General features: G+C 27.5%; 19 protein-coding genes and 1 pseudogene. 6 read left to right on the forward strand and 14 right to left on the reverse strand.

Going from position 1 to position 20,506, the window contains the following annotated elements:
- Positions 1-212: 212 nt before the first annotated feature.
- A pseudogene (locus ALEK_RS16550) lies at positions 213-2,012 on the forward strand (methyl-accepting chemotaxis protein); the annotation flags it as partial.
- On the opposite strand, the gene ALEK_RS16555 reads toward ALEK_RS16550, so the two are convergent.
- The 3 genes from ALEK_RS16555 to ALEK_RS16565 are packed head-to-tail and all read right to left on the reverse strand — an operon-like array spanning position 2,009 to position 4,824.
- Positions 2,009-2,713 carry a hypothetical protein gene (locus ALEK_RS16555; RefSeq protein ID WP_083574708.1) on the reverse strand — a complete coding sequence of 235 codons (705 nt, stop codon included), beginning with the start codon at positions 2,711-2,713 and terminating at the stop codon, positions 2,009-2,011. The pseudogene ALEK_RS16550 and the gene ALEK_RS16555 overlap by 4 nt on opposite strands.
- 9 nt (positions 2,714-2,722) lie before the next feature.
- Positions 2,723-4,456: an ATP-binding protein gene (locus tag ALEK_RS16560; RefSeq protein ID WP_071627982.1), complete on the reverse strand. Its 1,734-nt coding sequence runs from the start codon at positions 4,454-4,456 to the stop codon at positions 2,723-2,725.
- Positions 4,457-4,470: 14 nt separating this feature from the next.
- Positions 4,471-4,824 (reverse strand): hypothetical protein, encoded by a 354-nt coding sequence (locus ALEK_RS16565; RefSeq protein WP_083574709.1) that lies wholly within the window; start codon positions 4,822-4,824, stop codon positions 4,471-4,473.
- Positions 4,825-4,975: 151 nt separating this feature from the next.
- Here ALEK_RS16565 and ALEK_RS16570 point away from each other — a divergent pair, with 151 nt between their 5' ends.
- Positions 4,976-5,593 carry a tetratricopeptide repeat protein gene (locus ALEK_RS16570; RefSeq protein ID WP_071627984.1) on the forward strand — a complete coding sequence of 206 codons (618 nt, stop codon included), beginning with the start codon at positions 4,976-4,978 and terminating at the stop codon, positions 5,591-5,593.
- A 25-nt stretch (positions 5,594-5,618) separates the two neighbouring features.
- Here the strand turns inward: ALEK_RS16570 and ALEK_RS16575 are convergent, their stop codons facing one another.
- From ALEK_RS16575 to ALEK_RS16595, 5 genes are all read right to left on the reverse strand, one after another.
- Positions 5,619-6,548 carry an AEC family transporter gene (locus ALEK_RS16575; protein ID WP_071627985.1) on the reverse strand — a complete coding sequence of 310 codons (930 nt, stop codon included), beginning with the start codon at positions 6,546-6,548 and terminating at the stop codon, positions 5,619-5,621.
- A 3-nt stretch (positions 6,549-6,551) separates the two neighbouring features.
- A complete protein-coding gene (locus tag ALEK_RS16580; RefSeq protein ID WP_083574710.1) occupies positions 6,552-7,160 on the reverse strand; it encodes a GIY-YIG nuclease family protein in 609 nt (202 codons plus the stop codon).
- Positions 7,160-7,768 (reverse strand): hypothetical protein, encoded by a 609-nt coding sequence (locus ALEK_RS16585; RefSeq protein ID WP_197950307.1) that lies wholly within the window; start codon positions 7,766-7,768, stop codon positions 7,160-7,162. Before ALEK_RS16585 ends, ALEK_RS16580 begins: the two co-directional genes overlap by 1 nt.
- A gap of 106 nt (positions 7,769-7,874) precedes the next feature.
- The gene (locus ALEK_RS16590; RefSeq protein WP_071627986.1) at positions 7,875-9,629 is read right to left on the reverse strand and encodes a type I restriction-modification system subunit M/S; all 1,755 of its coding nucleotides are present in this window, start codon (positions 9,627-9,629) and stop codon (positions 7,875-7,877) included.
- 151 nt (positions 9,630-9,780) lie between these two features.
- Complete coding sequence (locus ALEK_RS16595) at positions 9,781-12,639, reverse strand: type I restriction endonuclease subunit R (RefSeq protein ID WP_071627987.1); 2,859 nt, start codon at positions 12,637-12,639, stop codon at positions 9,781-9,783.
- 108 nt (positions 12,640-12,747) lie between these two features.
- Here ALEK_RS16595 and ALEK_RS16600 point away from each other — a divergent pair, with 108 nt between their 5' ends.
- On the forward strand, positions 12,748-12,903 hold the full coding sequence (locus tag ALEK_RS16600) for a hypothetical protein (RefSeq protein ID WP_164072457.1): 156 nt from the start codon (positions 12,748-12,750) through the stop codon (positions 12,901-12,903).
- Here ALEK_RS16600 and ALEK_RS16605 read toward each other — a convergent pair.
- The 4 genes from ALEK_RS16605 to ALEK_RS16620 form a co-directional block, all read right to left on the reverse strand.
- The gene (locus ALEK_RS16605) at positions 12,890-13,687 is read right to left on the reverse strand and encodes a Fic/DOC family protein (protein WP_071627988.1); all 798 of its coding nucleotides are present in this window, start codon (positions 13,685-13,687) and stop codon (positions 12,890-12,892) included. The genes ALEK_RS16600 and ALEK_RS16605 overlap by 14 nt on opposite strands.
- Positions 13,688-13,698: 11 nt before the next feature.
- Positions 13,699-14,883: a restriction endonuclease subunit S gene (locus ALEK_RS16610; protein ID WP_071627989.1), complete on the reverse strand. Its 1,185-nt coding sequence runs from the start codon at positions 14,881-14,883 to the stop codon at positions 13,699-13,701.
- Positions 14,883-16,469: a type I restriction-modification system subunit M gene (locus ALEK_RS16615; RefSeq protein ID WP_071627990.1), complete on the reverse strand. Its 1,587-nt coding sequence runs from the start codon at positions 16,467-16,469 to the stop codon at positions 14,883-14,885. Before ALEK_RS16615 ends, ALEK_RS16610 begins: the two co-directional genes overlap by 1 nt.
- 83 nt (positions 16,470-16,552) lie before the next feature.
- Positions 16,553-16,792 (reverse strand): helix-turn-helix domain-containing protein, encoded by a 240-nt coding sequence (locus ALEK_RS16620; RefSeq protein ID WP_071627991.1) that lies wholly within the window; start codon positions 16,790-16,792, stop codon positions 16,553-16,555.
- A gap of 139 nt (positions 16,793-16,931) precedes the next feature.
- On the opposite strand from ALEK_RS16620, the gene ALEK_RS16625 reads away from it, so the two are divergent.
- Complete coding sequence (locus tag ALEK_RS16625; protein ID WP_071627992.1) at positions 16,932-17,177, forward strand: hypothetical protein; 246 nt, start codon at positions 16,932-16,934, stop codon at positions 17,175-17,177.
- 167 nt (positions 17,178-17,344) lie between these two features.
- Here the strand turns inward: ALEK_RS16625 and ALEK_RS16630 are convergent, their stop codons facing one another.
- On the reverse strand, positions 17,345-17,590 hold the full coding sequence (locus ALEK_RS16630; protein WP_071627993.1) for a helix-turn-helix domain-containing protein: 246 nt from the start codon (positions 17,588-17,590) through the stop codon (positions 17,345-17,347).
- Between the two features lie 125 nt (positions 17,591-17,715).
- Between ALEK_RS16630 and ALEK_RS16635 the strand changes: the two genes are divergently transcribed.
- Positions 17,716-17,946: a hypothetical protein gene (locus ALEK_RS16635; protein ID WP_071627994.1), complete on the forward strand. Its 231-nt coding sequence runs from the start codon at positions 17,716-17,718 to the stop codon at positions 17,944-17,946.
- Between the two features lie 22 nt (positions 17,947-17,968).
- Here the strand turns inward: ALEK_RS16635 and nfo are convergent, their stop codons facing one another.
- On the reverse strand, positions 17,969-18,814 hold the full coding sequence (gene nfo, locus ALEK_RS16640) for a deoxyribonuclease IV (protein WP_071627995.1): 846 nt from the start codon (positions 18,812-18,814) through the stop codon (positions 17,969-17,971).
- A 381-nt stretch (positions 18,815-19,195) separates the two neighbouring features.
- Here nfo and ALEK_RS16645 point away from each other — a divergent pair, with 381 nt between their 5' ends.
- Positions 19,196-20,398 carry an NAD(P)/FAD-dependent oxidoreductase gene (locus ALEK_RS16645; protein WP_071627996.1) on the forward strand — a complete coding sequence of 401 codons (1,203 nt, stop codon included), beginning with the start codon at positions 19,196-19,198 and terminating at the stop codon, positions 20,396-20,398.
- Positions 20,399-20,506 lie beyond the last annotated feature (108 nt).

Here is a 20,506-nt window from a genome sequence, read left to right on the forward strand (position 1 = left end):
CTTTGGTTATTTTATGTAATTATTATGTAACTTTAATCCTAACTAAGTAAAATATTATTTACTAAAAATAATAAAATACCACACTAAGGACTTTTTATATGGTAAAAAGCATTAAACTAAAACTTCTGGCTTTGACAATTCTACCTGTCATTTTATCTGTTGCAATAATCAGTATTACAACTATCACCTTGATGAATAATAATTCTAAGAATACCCTAGAAAACATCGAGAAAACCATTATACACGAGAAACAAGAGCTATTAAAAAATGAAATTTTAACAGCAGTTACTATTGTAAATGGTATTATAAAACAAGAGTCTGATATTAATGTGACAAAGAAAAAAGCTATAGAAATATTGTCTAATGCTAGATTTTTAAATGGAAGTGGTTACTTCTTTGCCTATGAAAATGGTGGATCTACATATAAATTTGCCTTCCATGGAACAAAACCTCATCTAAATGGTAAAACAACAAACATAACTAAACCAGATATAAAAGGTTATGCTTTTAGAAAAGCATTGATTGATTCAGCAAAAGATGACAATAAGTTTATTGAGTACTACTACAAGAAACCAAACTCAGATAAGCTTATGAAAAAGATTGCTTTTTCTAAATATATTCCAGAATTAAACTGGGTTGTTGTAACTGGTATTTATATTGATGATATTGAAAAGAAAATAAATGCTTTAGAGAAAGAATCAAATGAGTCTTTAAACTCACTAATTTATACTCTTATTGGTTTTACTCTTGCAATACTATTACTACTTATTATTATAGTTCCGATTATTTCTGAGAAATCTATTGTTAGACCACTAAATACATTTAAAGATGGTTTATTAAACTTCTTGAAGTTTATCAACAAAGAACAAAGTGATACTCAACTAATTGAAGTAAGTACAAAAGATGAGATAGGTCACTTAACAAATGAGTTAAATGACAATATCAATACAATCAAAGAGAATATTAGAAAAGATAATCTTGTATTAGAAAATGTATCTTCAGTAGTAGCCTGTGTTGCAAAGGGTGATTTATCACAAAAGATAAATACTACAACAAACAATGAAGTAATCAATGAATTAACAAATGCTTTAAACACAATGATAAATTCTCTTCAAAGTCTTACATCTCAAACTTTAGATGTATTACACGCATTTCAACATAAAGACTTTACAAAAAAAGCAAATATTTCCTGTACTGAGCATTTCAAAGAGTTAATGGAAGGGGTTAATATCTTAGGAGATGAAATCTCATCTTTATTAGGAACAAATCTAAATAATGGACAGACATTATTCACTAATGCACAAACATTAAACTCTAATGTAAATATGTTATCACAGTCTTCAACAGAACAAGCTAGCTCACTGGAAGAAACAGCAGCATCACTTGAAGAAATCACTGAAACAATGAGAGATAACTCTACAAGAATGAATGACTTATTAGATAATGCAAAAAGTTTAGAAACATCTGTAAAAGAAGGTCAAAACCTTTCTCAAAAAACTAGTAAATCAATGCAAGAGATTAATGAACAAGTAACATCAATTCATGAAGCTATTACAGTTATTGATCAAATTGCATTCCAAACAAATATTCTATCACTTAATGCCGCAGTAGAAGCAGCAACAGCAGGTGAATCAGGAAAAGGCTTTGCCGTAGTTGCAGGGGAAGTTAGAAACCTAGCTTCAAGATCAGCAGAAGCAGCTAAAGAGATTAAAGACTTAGTTGAGAGAGCTACAATAAAAGCAAAAGAAGGGGATGATATTTCTACTCTTATGTATAAAGGGTACGAGAATCTAAATGAAAATATTATTCAGACTACAAATATTATTGATACAATTTCAAATAGCTCAAAAGAGCAAATGCAAGGGGTTGAACAAATCAATACTAGCATTGCAAGTTTAGACCAAGCAACTCAAAACAATGCACAAGTAGCATTACAAACAAAAGAGATAGCAACTCAAACTTCTACAATGGCTAGTGACTTAGTAGAAGAAACATCTAAAAATAAATTCTAATTAGAAATACTACAATCAATAAAACTAAAATCTTTTTGTACTTGTTTACAAGAAGATTTTGGTATTTGAATTAGTATTGGTTTTTTCTTTTTATCCAACCAAGATACAATATCTTTTATATTCTGCTCAAGCATTGAGGTACATCCAGAAGTATATATCTTCTTTGGATTCTGTACATGTAAAAAAATACACGAACCCAAAGATTTTTTATTTAAAGTATTATGTTCTACTTTAATCACATACTTATAGGTATCATTTGATAAAAGCATATTTTCATAACTTTTATATTTGTTTTTGTTTTTTGTATAAATTATTTGATTGTATTTATCACTGCTAATATCATCTACACAAATATGATTAGTAGTTGATTGACTATAAGGCATATTTGTATTAATACTATTTTTATAAGTATATATCATTGATAAATCAAATACTCCAGCAACGGCTTTTTTATCACCCTCTTTTTTTATTCTTTGATTTTGTTTTTTATATGATTTGTATTGAGAAGAGCCCCATGCTAATCCATTTTTTCCTAGATTAACATTTATGGCTTTTGTTTTTTGAATAAAAGTATCATTTACTTTTTCATAAGTGATAAGTTTTGCTTTTTGAGATGTAAAAGTTGGAGATAAAACAAATACTACTTGTTCATAAGCACTTAGAGTTGAAAGTAGCGCTAAGAACAGAAATATTTGTTTCATCATAAACTCCTAAAAGAAACCTACTTTGTTTTCACTATCAAATTGACCTTTTTGCTCTTTTGTAATTTGTTCTTCAAAGTCTTCTACTTTAAAGATAGGTTCTTCACTAATAGCGATTTTGTAAGCTGTATTTTTTATTACTAACTCGATTTGTCCACCAGTTAATTCATGTTTTGCTAATTTTTCAATATCAAAGTCTTCGGCTAAGGGAAGAGCTTCTGGTAAAAGCTTTGACCATAAAGTAACTCTTTGTTCTTTATTTGGTTTTATAAACTCTATTTTATAATTGAATCTTCTAGAAAATGCTTTATCTAGGTTTTCTAAAAGGTTTGTAGTTGCTATTAAAATTCCATCAAATCTTTCAATTTGTTCTAGGAAAATATTTTGCATTTGGTTATGCATTTTGTCACTACCATTACCAGCACCTGATGTTCTAGAACTTAAGAACTGATCTGCTTCATTTAATAATAAAATTGGTTCAGATTTTGTTGTTTCTCTTAACTCATAATATTTATCAAAAATAGCTCTTACATTCTTTTCACTCTCACCTACATACATAGAAAGAATTTTTGAACAGTCAAAACTAAGTACTTCTTTTTTAAGAGATTTAGCCATTGCTAAAGCTGTAATTGTTTTACCAGTACCAGCTACTCCATAAAAGATAATTTTAGCTTCAATACCTTTTTTCTTATCTTTTAATCCCCACTGCTTAAGTCTACCAATAACATCTTTGTCTACTTGTTTTAAAAGACCATCTAAAGTCTCTCTTGTTTTTCCATTTAGAACTACATCATCTAAATCTTTAGTAGTTGTGATTAACTCAAATGTATCTTGATCTTTAATAATAGAATCAAGTTTGATTTTAGATCTTCTAGTTTTTTTCTTTGTTGGATGAGAGATTTTGTATAAAACCTCATCTGGAATATAGAAGTTTCTATTTATTCCACCAAAGGCTGTAAGAACCTCATCATAATCAACTAGTGTTTTAGATACTAAGTTTGAGCTCTCTTCTAATAAAGATCTATATTTAATCTTTTCATAATCATCTGATGAAATTAATTCAATTAAAGCATTCATATCTCTTATTGAACCATCACCACCTGAATACTCTTCTTTTAATAAAGCTAAAAATAAAGTCTGTTCTTTTTCACTTAGTTCATTTTCACTAAAGAAGTCTTCTAACATAATAGAGTTATTAGTAACTTTTACTCTCTCTTTAATTCTATTCTCTAATAAAACTAATTTTGATTTCAATCTATTTGAACTAGGTGAGTTTACATCAAAATTTTTCTTCACTACATTTAACTGTTGTGCTAAATCTATTTTGAAAAACTGATCTTGTAAATACTCCAAGTGGTCACTATAGTTTTTAATCTCTGGAAGAATAAAGTCACTACTTCCTTTATCTAATAATTTTAAATACGAACTAGATAATGAAATATTAGAATTAATAAGTTCTAATTTTGATATCTCATTTAGTTTGATTTGATCAAAGGCTATTTGTTCTAACCATCCACATTCAAGTAAAGATTTGATTAAATCTAGTTTGTCTAAATGCTGATAAGTTTTTACATCGTAAAACTCTGTTAATACATCTATTACAACTAAAGTATCTCTACCACCTACATACTCTTTTGTTAAGTATTGAAGGATTTTCCCTTCTTCTTTTGTACATTTTAATTTTTTAAAAAATTTTGTCGTTTCTAATTTATCTGATTTAATAAAATCAATTAATTCTTTCATCTAGTAATAAAACCTTACTTATTAATTTTCGTATTCAGACTCTTGTAAAACTTATAAAGTTCTTCTTCTTGGGCAAAGCCCAGTTTGTAAGTATCATTAAGTACTATATCTAAGTTATGAACATCTACATTTTTTATATCTGAATATTTATACTCTTTGGAGTTTTTTTCTATATCAACTGTAAAACTATTAGATATTTCTAATATACTATTTTCACACAAGGCTTTATATGAACCTTTTGCATAAATAATCTGCTTACAATTTTCATTTTTTATATAATCTTCAATCTCTTCTAAATTTGAACTGTTATACATATTTAACGCAATCACATTCAAGGCAATAAACATAAAGAATGCTATAAAAATCATATTTTGAACTCCTATATTATTAATGATAATACTATAAATCTTCTTAATAATAATTCAGAAAAATCATCGTATTTATTATAAGTTTAAAAGAATTATAAAAAATTAGGTAAAATATCTATAATATTTAAAGCGAATAACACAAGGGACAGAAATGATTAAAAGTAGTACAAAACTTTTACTTACTTCACTATTTGCATCATTGATATTAAGTGGATGTAATAAATATGAAGAAGCACTAAAAGTTTTACCAAATGAAGTAGCACAAGCAGACCAGTGTATTAGTTCTAATAAAGAGTTTGAAGCAGACTGTTATGATTTGATTTCTTATAAAAACTCTATTGCACTATTAAGACTTGGAATCAAAGATTTTGGAAAAGGAAATTATAAAGCAGCTATCAAACAATACACTTTGGCAAAACAAAGAGGTAATTTATATGCTAATGCTTTATTATCTGATGCATATTTTAGTGGCAAAGGAGTACCTGTTAATGCGAAAATGGGTCTTGAGCTATTAGAAGATGTGGATAATGCAGATCCTATTGCTGCTTACAAACTATCTTTTTATTATTTAAATAAAAAAGATTATTCAAAAACTGTAAAATTATTAGAATTTGCAGCTGTAAACAATGTAAAAAAAGCACAATTAGAACTAGCAAAAATTTATAGAGATGGGAAAATCACAAAAGCAAACCCACAAAGAAGCCAAGAATTATTCAAAGCTTATGAAGATAAAACAAATAGTTTCATAAGTAAAATCTACGGTTTATAAAACACCCACGTATAGGCACTCTTGCCTATACAAAATACTCCTCTAATACCATAAGAATCACAGAAATTGTAATAATAGATAATAAAGTCTGAGTTGTAATAATCGCAGACATTAGCTTCAAGTCTCCCCCTAATTCTCTAGCTAGAATATAAGCAGAAGAAGCCGTAGGCATCGCTCCAAATAAAACTAATACCATAAGAGGTAATCCACCTACTCCCATAGAAATACCTGAAAACAAAATAAGTGCAGGGAAAAGTGCAAGTTTTATAAATACGGATGTGAATAACTCAATCTTTACTTCTTTAATATGTGCAAGATGTAAACCAACCCCAACAGATAAAAGCCCAAGAGGTAGAGCCGCTGAACTTAAAATACTAAGAGTTTTTTCAAATGGTAAGAACAAAGATATATCAAAATAGTTCATACCTCCACCTATTAAACAAGCAATTATTAGAGGATTTTTTATTATTGATTTTAGTACTGAATTAAAAGTGATTTTATCACTACTTGCATACATGGAAAAAATTGTAATACAAAAGATATTTAATGATGGAATCAAAAAGGTCATAAGTAAAGCAGCAACAACCAAACCACTATCTCCATAAATAGCATCTGTTAGGGCTAAAAATACATAAGTATTAAACCGTACTGAGCCTTGGTAAATAGAGGTAAAACTAGCTCCATCAAAAAAGAACATAAATTTGTTTATAAGTATTAGTAAAACACTAGCCATCAACACAGCTATAAGTGCTGATGATACAAAATTGAAGCCATCTATATTATCTAAGCTTGCAGTTGAGAGCTTGTACACTAAAAGAGAAGGAAATAGTACATAATATGTGAACTTATCCGCATACTGCCAAAACTCTTCATTTGGAAACTTGATACTCTTGAAAAAGTATCCTAAAGAGATAAGTAAAAAGATTGGTAATAATGCAAATAATATATTTTCCATGATTTACTCTTTTTCTATTTTCTTATGAAGTTCGTAGATTTCATCTGCAAAATCTAAACAATCTTTTGTAAAAAATTCTCTTGTCTGATTTGGACGGAAATTATGTAATAATTTGTGCATTGCTTTTTCTAAATTCTCATAATTTGATATTTTATATTCTCTTAGAACAGTGAATTTGAAAGGAACTCCAGTTGTATAAAGAGACTTAATTCTATCTTCAATTTTTAAAGTTGTAATCCCTATTTTTACTAACTCTTTTGCATCTTTTGTGAAAGTATTCGTACTTAGAATATAAACTATTCCTATTTCACTTTCAAAGTCTTCTTCTATGGATTCTTTCTCTAATCTTTCTTCATCTTCTTCAACTAATCCTACAAGAACTGGCTTGGAAGATTTATCTCTAAAAAATATACTATCATTATCTACGCTCAAAGAAGAAACTTCTGCTTTTATCTGAGAAATAGCTAGTTTTTTATCTCCATTTTTTTGAAGCATTTTTGATTCTAATTTTTCAGGATATTTAGCTATTAATTTTGTTGTTAGTTGTTTGATATTTAGACTATTATTTTCAAATGTTAAAATATCTATTACCATTTCTTTTAGTGTTTTCATTAATCTTTATTCTCCATCATTTTTTTATCATCAATTAATTCCTTCGCAAAAACACTAATTTCTTCATCAAAGTATGACAATAATTCAAAAATATCACTTTGAATATTTAAATATTCTTGTTTTTTTATTATTCGTTCATAATGAAATATTCTATTTCTAAATTTTCTTATATGATTTAGTTTTTTATCTAAAATATTACGATTTATTAATTTTAGTTGTCTTGGAGGAATATTTGGGAAAATATACTTAATATCTTTTATTCTCATCAAATTTGCATATGATTTTCTAAAAAGAGTAGTCCAAAAGCCCAAAGGCAGTTCTGCAACTATTTTATCATAAGTCAAAAGCTCTTTTCGTCGTAATATTTTCTTTTTAGCTTCATCTATTTTTTGTTTTGTATCTTTATGCAAGATATCACTGTCTAGCCAATCTTTAGATATTTTATATTTAAAATAATTGTCTATAGAGTTTCTTAAACTTATTTCAAAAATAGAAAGTAGAATATAGTACTTTTCACTTATATAAATATTTTGTTTATACTCTTTAAAATCACTATAGTTTTGTAGCCTTTTATCCGTTATGAACTTTTGCTTAATATTTTTTTGCACTTGACTTTTCCTTTCCATTTTTATACAATACAAATAAGACATCCAGTAAGCCTTTAGCCTTTTGAGCTAAAGCTTGGATTTTTTTATGTCTAGACACTTTAAATTTCTAATCCAAATAAGAATTATTAATTAAAGTAATTTCTTCTTCAATCTTTTTTATTTGATTATATTTTTCAATCTCCAAATTAAAATTTTCTACAATTTTACACTTTCGTTTTTTATCTAAAACTGGAACTATAAATTCTTTTAAGTCATTAGTAGATATTTGTGGCATAGCACTGCCTTGTTTTAATAACTTATGCAATAATTCTTGCCCATCATTTGACTTTAAATACATATATAAAACAATTGCATCTTCTTTCAGATTCATATTATTCTTTAATCTAATTCTTTGAATAGCCTGAGAAGCTAAAATGTTATCAATATTTTCTCCTACAATTGCAATCTTTCCTAAAATACCTTTTGCACTTAGCAAAATATCAAAAGGTTCTAATTTGTAAGACTTAAATTGCTTATTAGAAGTATTAATATTTTTTTCTTTAAGTGCTTTAGTTGTATATCCTGATAAAGAAAAGTCTGAAGGAGAAATTTCATATACTTTTTCATAGTTTTCTTCCTCTTTTACCGTTTGACATTTTTTTACATCTGCAATTTCATTAATTTTAAGTAAGTCATATGAAGATATTTTATCTTTAATTTCTTTTGCCTCTTGAGATAGAACATATCTATCAATACTAAGATTGTAATTATTTCGTTTAATCTCATCATTAGATATAGTACTAATATCTTCGGTATCTTTACCATTAGTATAAAGTTCTAAAATCTCATTAATATCTTTTAAAATTGTTTGTCTTCCATCTTTTGTAATAAACTTCTCATTTCTTAAATCAAAGAATAATACATTTGAGTTCTCTTTATTTTTATCAATAATAAACAATATCATTTCTGCAGAATTTCCAGTATTCATACTCGAAGGCAGTTGTATTGATGCTTTCAAATAATTTTCATCTATTAAAAATTTTCTAAACTTTTCTTCAATTCCTGACCTAAAAGAAAACCCTACAGGCATTAATACTATAGCTTCATTTTTTGTTTGAGATAGAATATGTTCAAAGTGTGCTACATCTAATCGCTTTCCAGAATGAATTTTAAATCTATCAAAATAAAGATTTAGAGGTATATCTGAGATAACGCTAAAAGGAGGAAATGCAATTACTGTATCAAATTGCTTTAGCTTTTTTTTATCCCAAAAACCTGGTAAATATAAAGAATTAGTTATATTTAATTGAATATTTTTTTCTTCATGTAATTCCATAAATAATTTAACTATATTAATTTTCTTATCTTCATATTCACAATAAACATTTTTATTTGAGTAGTTTCCTACTCCTAAACCATGATTAAAAGGAACATAAATTTCATTACTACTTTTACCACTAAGCTTTACACTAAGATCAATTATTTGGTCTGTAACAATAGAATTATTATCTGAAATAAAAGGATAAAAACTATTATATATTGAAGGTATAGTTTCTATACTTTTAGTAATATCTAAAATCTTTAAAAATGATAAAAAATCAAAACTTATATAAGAAAAAAACTCTTCTATAATTTTTACTACATCAATTTTATATTTATCAAAAAAGTACTTTTTTACTTCTTCATTATTAATCCAATTTAAAAAATTAAAAGTTGGATTTGAAGAAAAAGGATTTATATTCGGACGTATATATTCTGAAATCACTTTTTCTAAAAATACATCATCAAATAGTTTTAAAGTAAATATAGTAGTTAAGCATTCAAATTCTGAATTAGTTTTTTCTATAATCTTTAAACTGTCTAACAACTCAATATAATTCATTTATCAACCTTTTGTACTGTATAAATGAATTATAAACTTTTATTTCTTAGTAATAGCTGTACTACTTTATATAGAATGTAAATTTGCTTCTAATATTTTTATTATCTCTTCATATAAATATAGTGAAAATATATATTTTATAGTGAAATATCTACTTCATCCCATCAAAAAAGATTTCTATGAAATCATTTATTTTAAGTTTCACTCTCTCTTCTACTTCTTTTTTCTCTTTTAGTTTTAGTTTTGTCATAACTAATCCTAGAATTTCAGCACCTCTTGGCATATCTTTTTTGAATATATACTTGCTAATCATTTTTTGGAATAGCTCTTTATTTAGGTTTTCTTCTTCACATAAAATATTCATTGCTTGTGTTTGCTCTTGCTCTAAGAAAGAATCATAAGCCTCTTTGACATTTGAATCTTCTTCAAGTTCAAAAAGGTTTTTATCTATAAACTTCTCGATTAGAACTCTTTTACTTCTAAGTTTTGAATCTCCAACAATCATATCAATAACAGCTTTTTTCTGCTTTTCGTAATCTTTCCCTTCTTTTTTGCCTTTTCTCATATTTGCCAATAAGGCTAAAATATAAGCTACATTTATTTCATCCGTATGAAGAAGTTCTAACTCAAAATCTATCTCATCAAAAATAGAGGGTTTTGTCTTATCTTTATTTCTTTTTATTTTATCTCTCAAATCAGTATATTTCGTACTAAAGTCAGTAAACTCTTCTTCACTCATTCCTAAATCATCCCATGAAAAATCAGAAAATGAAGCCATAGAATTCTTAAGCCTCATAATCTCTCTAAAAGCACTAATAAAAGTATATTCTTCATTTTCATCTGCTAATGCATCTACATCTTGAACATTAGGAGTTATTTCATATAAGCTATCAACAGCCTTTGCAAATATTTCAGTATATTCTGCATATGACTTCATTAATACATCTTCTTTTGTTATAACTTCATTTGCTTCTTCATCGTTGAATAAACCAATCGCTTCATCTGTTTGGTCTTTTAGGTTTCTAAAACACACTACATTTCCTTGAGATTTTACCTCATCTAAAGTACGGTTAGTTCTAGAATAAGCTTGAATAAGTCCATGAAATCTTAAGTTTTTATCCACATAAATAGTATTTAAGTACCTACTATCAAACCCAGTTAAAAACATATTTACAACTATTAATATATCTACTTCTCGTTTTTTTACTTTTGTTGCTATATCATTGTAATATCTATAATAACTTTGGGTATCACCCAAAGAGTGATTAGTACCAAAAGTTTCATTGAAATCGTTAATATATAATTCTAATTTTTCTTTATTTCTATAGTTTACTTTTGATTCATTTATTTCTAGTTTTTCTTCATCTAGTATTCCAAAAGATTCTTTTGATTCTTCATTTTGAGCATAGGAAAAAATAGTGGCAATATTTAGATTATGTTTCTGTTCTTCTTTTTTCTTTTTAAACAAATCATAATAAGCAATAGCACAATCAACACTACTAGTACATAAAATAGCAGTAAATCTTCTCTGATGTGTTTTCTTTAAATGAACTCCTAGGATATAGTCACTAATCTTTTCTAATCGTCTAGGTGCTTCCATCAAAGCTTTTTCATCTATTTTATTTGATTCAATATCTATTTTGTTTTTTAGATCAGCCACATACTCAACTGAAAATTTCAATACATTTTCATCATTGATTGCGTCTTTAATCACATAGGTATGTAATCTCTCTCCAAATAAGTCTTTTGTAGTTCTTCTACCTAAGTGATTTTTAGAAGAGTTATCTTCAAAAATTGGTGTTCCTGTAAATCCAAACATCTGTTTCTTGTGGAAAAATTCTGAAATTTTATTGTGAGTATCTCCAAACTGACTTCTATGACATTCATCAAAAATAAATACTATTTTTTCATCTTTTAGATGTTCTATTTGTTTTAAATACTTATTAGTAGTTATTGCATTATTTAGTTTTTGAATAGTAGTTACTATTAGTTTAGAGTCATCTGTATTTGAGCAAAGTTGTTTTATTAGCTTAGAAGTATTATCTGTACTATCGACACTTCCTTCTTTGAAGTTATTAAACTCCAATGCTGTTTGGTAATCTAAGTCTTTTCTATCTACAACGAAAAGTATTTTTTTTACATTTGGATTGTCTTTTAAAATCTGTGATGTTTTGAAAGAGGTTAGAGTTTTACCACTACCAGTTGTATGCCAGATATATCCACCATCTACTGAGATATTAACTTGATTTACTATATTTTCAACTGCGTAGTATTGATATGGTCTTAAAACCATCAGTTTATTTGATACTTCGCTTACTACTATGTATTTACATATCATTTTTGATAAGAAACAAGGTTCTAAGAATATAGAAGTAAATTCTCCTAGGTCATTGATATGTTTGTTTTTTTCTGTCGTCCATGAAAAAGTCTGTTTAAAAGTATTGTCTTCACTATTATCTGCAAAATTAGTAAAGTACCTAGTATTTACACTATTGCTAATAACAAATAATTGTACAAAACCAAAAAGCCCACGACTTGCCCAAAAACTATCTTTTTGGTATCTATCTACTTGATTAAAGGCATCTTTTAAAGCAACTCCACTTCTTTTAAGCTCGATTTGAACCAATGGCAGACCATTTACTAAAAGAGTCACATCATATCTATTGACTGCTCTTCCTTGCATAGTGATTTGATTTGATACTTGGTATTCATTTTGGCACCATTTATCCATATTTAGGAAGTCTATATATTTATCTGTACCATCATCTTTTTTTAGATTGTATCTATCTCTTAAAATTTTAGCTCTTTTTACTACAGAACTAGCACTTAGGTGATTTAGTATTTTTCTAAATTCTGCATTTGAAAAAGTAGTATCATTATGAATTTCAAGCTGTTTTTTCAAGTTTAGAAGCATATCTTCTTCATTTGATAGTTTTACATTTTCGTATCCTAAACCTATAAGTTTTGTAATCAACTCCGCTTCTAAAACTGCTTCACTTTTTTTACTCATAAAAACCCTTTATTTAATAAATTCACTTACGGATTACCGTATATATTTACGGGATTACGTAAAATATGATATAATTACATATAACAAATAATCTAGGATCACTTAACTATGAAAAAAACTATTGCAAACACAAACAAACTTTTTGCTTCAGCAGCTAACAAAAGAAAAATGATTGTTAATTCTGTTCATAGTTCTGCAAAAGTTGAAGGTTCTAAAATCACTAAAAAAGAACTTAACGAACACTATAAACTTATTCAATCATAAGCTCCTCTTTAATTTTAGATTTTAATAACTCATTCATTGGTTTATAGTTACATTCATAACCTTCATGGACTCTTTGAATATAATTATCACCTCTTTTAAGCTTTAACCCAATCATTGGAAAACCATTCTTTGCTAAAATAATATCACAGATAAGTCTACTTAATCTTCCATTCCCTTCTCTAAAAGGATGAATGAATAAAAAATCACTAATAAGCTTGGATAAATCACTAGAAATACTATCTATATCTTCACCATATTCTTTAATACTAATTTCTTTTAAAAAGTTATCAAATTCTGGTAAACCTCGAAGAAAATCAAGTCTCCACTCCCAAGCTTCCGAACCACTTCCTTTACTCATATTTACAGTTCTTAACTCTCCAGCAAAAGGATAAATAGAGCTAAATATCATCTTATGCCATTGTTTTATAGTTTCAAATCCAAACGCTTTTGAGATATCAAGGTTTTCTACTAAATAAGTATATATTTCTAAGAGTTTTAAATCCTCTTGTATAACAATATAGTCATTGTCTAAAGATTTAAGATAGTTTATACATACTCCATCTTTTGAGCTAATTTTTTGAATATCATTTGATTTCCATTCTATCCAAGGATTTTCAAAAGTTTCAATACCATCAAGAGATTCTTTTTGAGAATTATTTTTTGAAAGTATATGTTGTGGTGGCTTAGTAGAAGAAAAATATTTATTATCTGTTTTATACCAATAGGTATATTTTCCATCTAATAAGACTTTAAAATCATATAATAAATATTTAGTTTTTGTCATACTATTTCCTTTTATACAAACATCTGTTGTAATAGACCTTTTTTGAACTCTTGGGCTTTTTGTTTTTGTTTTTTTGTGGCTTCTATTTTTTTATCTAGTGAAGATAAGAAATTTGCTATTTTTTGTTGTTCTTTTAATGAGGGTAAATCTATTTTCAATCTGTAAAAATCTCCATGATTTAAATCAGGAATAGTAGAAATTCCTGCATATCTCAAAATCATATTTTGAGTATTTCTCATTCTTAAAAAATATACTAAAAAATCTTTATCAAAATTCTTAAAATAATTTATTCTAAAGAAATTATTATGAAATGCACCATTCACATTTGTTACAACTTGTCCCGTATTTCCAGTTCTAGTCATTAATACATCATCTTCATTACAAATTACAGAAGCAGAAGGTTCTTTAATAAAGTATTTTTTAGAACTCCCTTTTCTTAAAAACTCGTTTGTTATATAAAAATAGCTATCTTTAACTTTTTCTGTATATCTTTCAGAAATAGCAATTTGTAAACCTTGATTTATTTTTGTTAAATCACCTAACTTTTTTTCTTCCCAAGCAGGGAAATCTGAACTATCATCGGCTTTAAATCTTATCTCTTGTAAAAAAAGCTTTTGCATCATGGCTTTTTTGTATTTTTCTTGTAAGGCTATTTTTTCTTCTAGTTTTTCTATTTTTTTATCCACAGCAGATAAAAAAGAAGCAATTTTTTCTTGCTCTTGTTTTGATGGAAATTTTATAGGTATTGAATTACAACTATTTTTATTCATGTATAATAGCGTTGTTTTTGTAGCAACTTTTACCATGTATTTTTTTTGAGTAAGTAAAGAGTAAAATAAAAATTCTACATTTATATTTCTATTGGGTAGAAAAGCATGAAGTTGTTGATTAATAATTAATTCATTTTTGGTAATAGCTAATAATCCCAATTCACCAACACAGGACATAATAATAGAATTTGTAGGAACAATTTTTGAACCTATACTTTTTGATTCTTCTATGCTAATATTTAAATTTATTTTAGAAATATAAATATACTTACCTATAATATCAGGTGTTGTAATCCATGGAATTGTACCACTAAATAATTTAGGTTTATTTCTACCAGGAACTATACAATCAGTAATATTACCAATTTTATTTTCTTCCCACTCTTCAGAAAACTCAGAAAATCGTATCGCTGGTACTCTTTCCATTAAAAAGGTGCCTTTATATTTAGCTCAGTACAAAAAGCCTCTATTTCTTTATCTACATCCACCATCTCTTTATCAATAGCTTTTAACTCATCTGCTACCTCATCTATATTTATAGGCTCTTCTTCTTCAAAAGTATCTACATATCTTGGGATATTTAGATTGTAGTCGTTTTCTTTTACTTCATCTAAAGTAGCTTTATATGAGTATTTATCTTCTGTATTTCTGTTTTTATATGTTTGGGCTATTTTTTCTATATCTTGATTTCTTAAATTATTTTGATTTTTGCCTTTTTCATAGTTATCTTCACCACTTGCATCGATAAATAAAATATCATTTGGGTTTTCTCTACACTTTTTAAAGATAAGTATACAAGTAGGAATACTTGTACCAAAGAAGATATTTGCAGGTAGTCCAATCACTGCATCAAGATAGTTTTTTTGCTCTATTAGATACTTTCTTATATGTCCTTCTGCTGCACCTCTAAAAAGAACTCCATGAGGAAGTACTACTGTCATAGTTCCATTTTCTGCTAGGTGATAAATCATATGTTGAACAAAAGCAAAATCTGCTTTTGTTTTAGGTGCTAGTTTTCCATATTGTGAAAATCTATCATTATTCTCGTGTATTGGTGAAGGATTCCAGTGAGCGGAAAACGGTGGATTTGCCACGATTGCCTCAAACTGATCATCCATGTGTTGCGGTCGCTCCAATGTATCTTCATTTTTGATATCAAAGTCATTGTAGTGAACTCCGTGAAGTATCATATTCATTCGAGCAAGGTTATATGTAGTTCTTGTAAGCTCTTGTCCATAAAACTTAGGATGTTTATCTTTTGGTAGCTCTTTAGCAACTCTTAAAAGAAGTGAACCCGAACCACAAGTAGGGTCATATACTGTTGAGATTTCTTTTCTTTTTGTTGTTACTAGTTTGGCAAGTAATGAAGATACCATCTGAGGAGTATAGAACTCCCCTGCACTTTTACCTGCTCCACTTGCAAACTTTGAGATTAGATACTCATAAGCATCTCCTAATAAATCCCCGTGAGTGTCTTGTAGTCTAAAGTCTATTTCATCTAAGTGAGCTAGGACTTTTGAGATTAGTTCATTTTTTGCGTTTTCGCTTCGTCCTAGTTTTGAAGAGCTCAAATCAAGCTCTTCAAATAGTCCTTCATAATCATCTTGTGAGTCTGTTCCCATAGTAGAGATTTCTATATTTTTCAAAATAGTTGATAAATCATCTAAGATGAAATTTGATTCACCTTCTACTTGGTTATTACCTTTTTTAGCAATATTTGAGAAAAGCTCATTTGGTTCTAAAAAGTACCCTAACTCTTCTACTGTTCCATCTTTTAGATACTGTAGATTCTCTTCATAATCTTCATCAGATATATCCATATCTCTGAATTCATAACCTTCTTCATCTAAGTATTTGTTGTTAATAAAAATTTCTATTTTTTCAGATAAGTATTTGTAAAAGATAAAACCTAAGATATAGTCCCTAAAGTCATCAGCTGTCATCTTACCTCTTAAGGTATTTGCTATATCCCATAGTTTTTGTTGTAGTATTTTTTTCTGTTCTTCGCTCATGTAGTCCCGATAGTTGTTTTATTTTATAAGATAGGATTATATCTTATGTATTTATGTTATTTGATTAATATTATTCTAATATTTTATTTAAAAAACTCATTCATTTCTACATCTAAGATATATGCTATTTTTCCTAAATGTTCTAGGTTGAAATGACAGCCTTTATTATATATTTCTGCATTGGAGATGACACTTACACTTTTGTGTCCTATTGCGTGAGATAGTATTAGTTGGCTCATGCCTTTTTCTTTTCGTATTCTTTTCACATTTTCACCAATTTTTTTATGAAATGTTTCAGAATCGAAGTTTTCAATTTGTTTCACTATTTAATTTCGCCTTGCTATTCTAAGTTAAAATTAAATCTTATAACGATAAAATTATTTTAACAACTCGTTATTGTGAGTTAAAATACTATTTTTATCTGGATAATTCAAAAAGTTTTTTATTAATAAGGTATAAGACATGAAAAGATTATTACTTCTACTTGAAGACCAAGATATCCCATTAAACCAATGTTATAAAGATTATGAAGTTTGTGATGATACATTACTCATAAAGAAATCAAATGAGAGTTATTCTTCATCTATTGAGACTAGAGAATTAGTGACTTTATATGAGGTCTTTGAAAAAGAGAATAATATTAAAATCAATATTTTAAAAAATGGAGATATTTGTGTCAAAAAAGTATTTAGTCCAAGATATTCATAAAAATCAGGTAAGATTATTAATTTTTCAAAATTTGAGAAAAAAGAATAAAAAAAGAACTAAATTATTATGATTTACAAGAAATATCAAAAGAAATTTTGAAATTAGTTTTTCTTATATCTATAAAGTAATATTAATAATTACTTAAATATATTTATTAAGTTATTTATTTAAAGTAAATCTTTTATATTGATATCTAGAACTTTTGAGATTTTATATAGCTGTTCTAAATTATAGTGCTTGCCTTCTAGGCCTGCTTCAATTTTTCCAATAGTGCTAACTGATTTGTGTCCGATACTCAAAGCCAAGTCTGTTTGCGTTATTTTTTTCTCTTTTCTAATCTTTTTTATGTTGTAAGAAATAGTTTTATAAAACTCCTCTATTTCATTTTCATCAATTTCAATATGTAATAACATCAAAGTTCCTGTACCAAAAGTTTTTCGTAAGTTTATTAGAGATAGAATCGTTATGTTATTCCCTATTGGGATTAATTTTATTCATTTTTGCTGGATAATTCAAAAAATTCTTAAAAGGTTACATAGTGAACATTTTATTATCATTATTAGAGGAACAAAACTTACGAAAAAATCTTTGTTATAGGGATTATAAAGTAGTTAAAAATACCATAGTTATCATAAAATCAAATGAAATGTATTCTTCAAGTATTGAGACAAAAGAACTAGTAGATTTATCACAAGCTTTTAAGAGACAAACAAACATAGAATTTACAGTTTTAGAAAATGGAGATATTAATATAAAAAAAGTATCCTAAGCAGTTTTAGCAAAGAAGTATATTACTTCTCTACTAAATTATATAAAGCTTGAATCTCTTCAGGCCAGATTTCTTCATCGATAGTTTCTAAAACCATTGGAATATCATCCATTCTATCATCATTCATAATGAATTTGAAAGCATCCCAACCAATTTTACCAACTCCAAGTGAGTCATGTCTATCTACTCTTGAACCAAGTTCTGGTTTTGAGTCATTTAAGTGCATACCCATTAAGTATTGTCGTCCAACTACTTCATCAAACTCTTTCCACGTTTTATCGTATGCTTCTCTTGTTCTGATGTCATATCCAGCAGTGAACATGTGACATGTATCAATACATACACCTATTCTGCTTTTGTCTTCAACTTTATCAATAATATGTGCTAAATGCTCAAATTTATAACCTAAGTTTGAACCTTGCCCTGCTGTGTTTTCAATTACTAATTTTACATCTTTTGTAGCATCAATTGCTTGATTTAAAGATAGAGCAATTCTATCAAGACATTCATCTTCAGTAATCTTTCTTAGGTGGCTTCCTGGGTGAAAGTTTAATCTATCTAATTTTAGGATTTCACATCTTTCAATTTCATGTAAAAAACCGTCTAAAGATTTTTCTCTTTTCTCTTCTTCAGGGTGTCCTAAATTGATAAGATATGAGTCATGAGGTAATATATGTTTTGCTTGTATTCCAGTCTCTTCTAACTCTTTAAACCATCTATCAATTACTTTAGTTTCTAAGTCTTTAACTCTCCATTGTCTTTGATTTTTAACAAAAAGAGCAAAAGCTTTTGCGCCTATATTTCTAGCATTAATTGGGGCATTAAAAACACCACCACTTGCACTAACGTGTGCTCCAACGTATTTCATATTTGTTCCTATTAATTTTTGATTATTTTAACTTATTAAATTAATATTATAAGCTTGATTTAATAAGTAAATTAAGTGTGCGTAATATAACTGTTACTAAAAACCTTTATAAGTATCATTTATATACACAAGTGAATAAAATCTTTAACTTTTACAAGTTTTTATAATATCCTAAAATGCCTAAGTATAGAATAAGAATTAATTTTAAAACCCGCTACATGCAGGCTATAAATTTTGTGTACTATTTCAATATCGCTTGTTTAAAAGCTAGTTTTGTTTATCTGTTTAATTATACAGTTGGAGTATTTTAAATAGATAAATAAAAAAGAAATAGAATCAATAAAATTAAGATAAAAAGTATTTATAAAAGGACCAAACTTAATGGAAAAAGTTGTAATAATTGGAGGTGGATATGCGGGGATATATGCACTTAGAGAATTAGCAAAAAATAAGAATATTCAAATTACATTGATTGATAAACATACATTTCATAACTTACAACCAGAAGTTTATGATTTAATTGCAAATAAATCAAATATTGCAGATGTTACTATTGATTTAACAACATTATGTATGGGTCTAAATCATGATTATGTTGAATACAAGAATTTAAAAGTAAGAAACATAGATAAAGAAGCAAAAAAGATCTATACAGAAGAACAAGAAATCGTAACTTATGATTACTTAGTAATGGCAGCAGGAACAAGAACATTCTTCCCTCCTCAAATCCCAGGACTAAACAACGCTCACGATATCAAAAAACTTCATTGGGCAATGTTCTTCAAACAAAGTTTTGAAAATCAATTATTCAAAAAAATTAGTGATGAAGCAAAACAGTGTGATGATACTCATATTGTTGTAGTTGGTGCTGGTTTATCAGGTGTTGAAATTGCAGCTGAGATGGCATACAACTCAAAGATGTTCTTCAAAAGAGGAAATTTCTCTTGTGATAACTTAAAAATATCACTTATTTCTAGTTCAGGTACGATTTTGCCAGGGCTTTCACAAAACTTGATTAATATCTCACACCAAAGATTAAAATCACTTGGGATTAAAGTAATCACATCTACAAAATTAACAAAATTAGAAGATGGATATGCTCACCTTTCAAATGGTACAAAAATCCCTCACTCATTCCTGATTTTTACAGGTGGAGTTGAAGCATCTAAGATCGAAGGATTAGAAGACTTTGATACAAATGGTAGAGGTCAAATTAGAGTAAATGAATATTTACAAGTACCAGATCATAAAAATATTTTTGCTATTGGTGATGTTGCTGAGATTAAAAACAAAGAGGGAGAGATAATGCCTCCTAATGTTACTATTGCTAGAATTTCTGGAACTAATGCAGGTAAGAATATTCTTAGTATGATTGCTGATAGAGGATTAATTCAATGTAAGCCAAAATTAGATGGTATTTTAATTGCACTTGGTGGAAAATATGCAGCAGGAGATTTAATGGGTCTTGTAAATGTAAAAGGAAGACTTGCTTATGAGATTAAAAAATATGTATTTAGCTCATATAGAAAACCACTATTAAAACTAATCAGAACTGGTTACTCAAAACTAAAAAAATTATCTTAAAATCATAATTAGCCTTTGTAAAAAGGCTAATTATTTTATATTCCCAATAAAACACCTAAAATCCCTATAAATCTTTTAAATTAAAGCAAAGCTAGTATATAATCAATA

The sequence above is a fragment of the Poseidonibacter lekithochrous genome (assembly GCF_013283835.1).
GTDB lineage: Bacteria > Campylobacterota > Campylobacteria > Campylobacterales > Arcobacteraceae > Poseidonibacter > Poseidonibacter lekithochrous.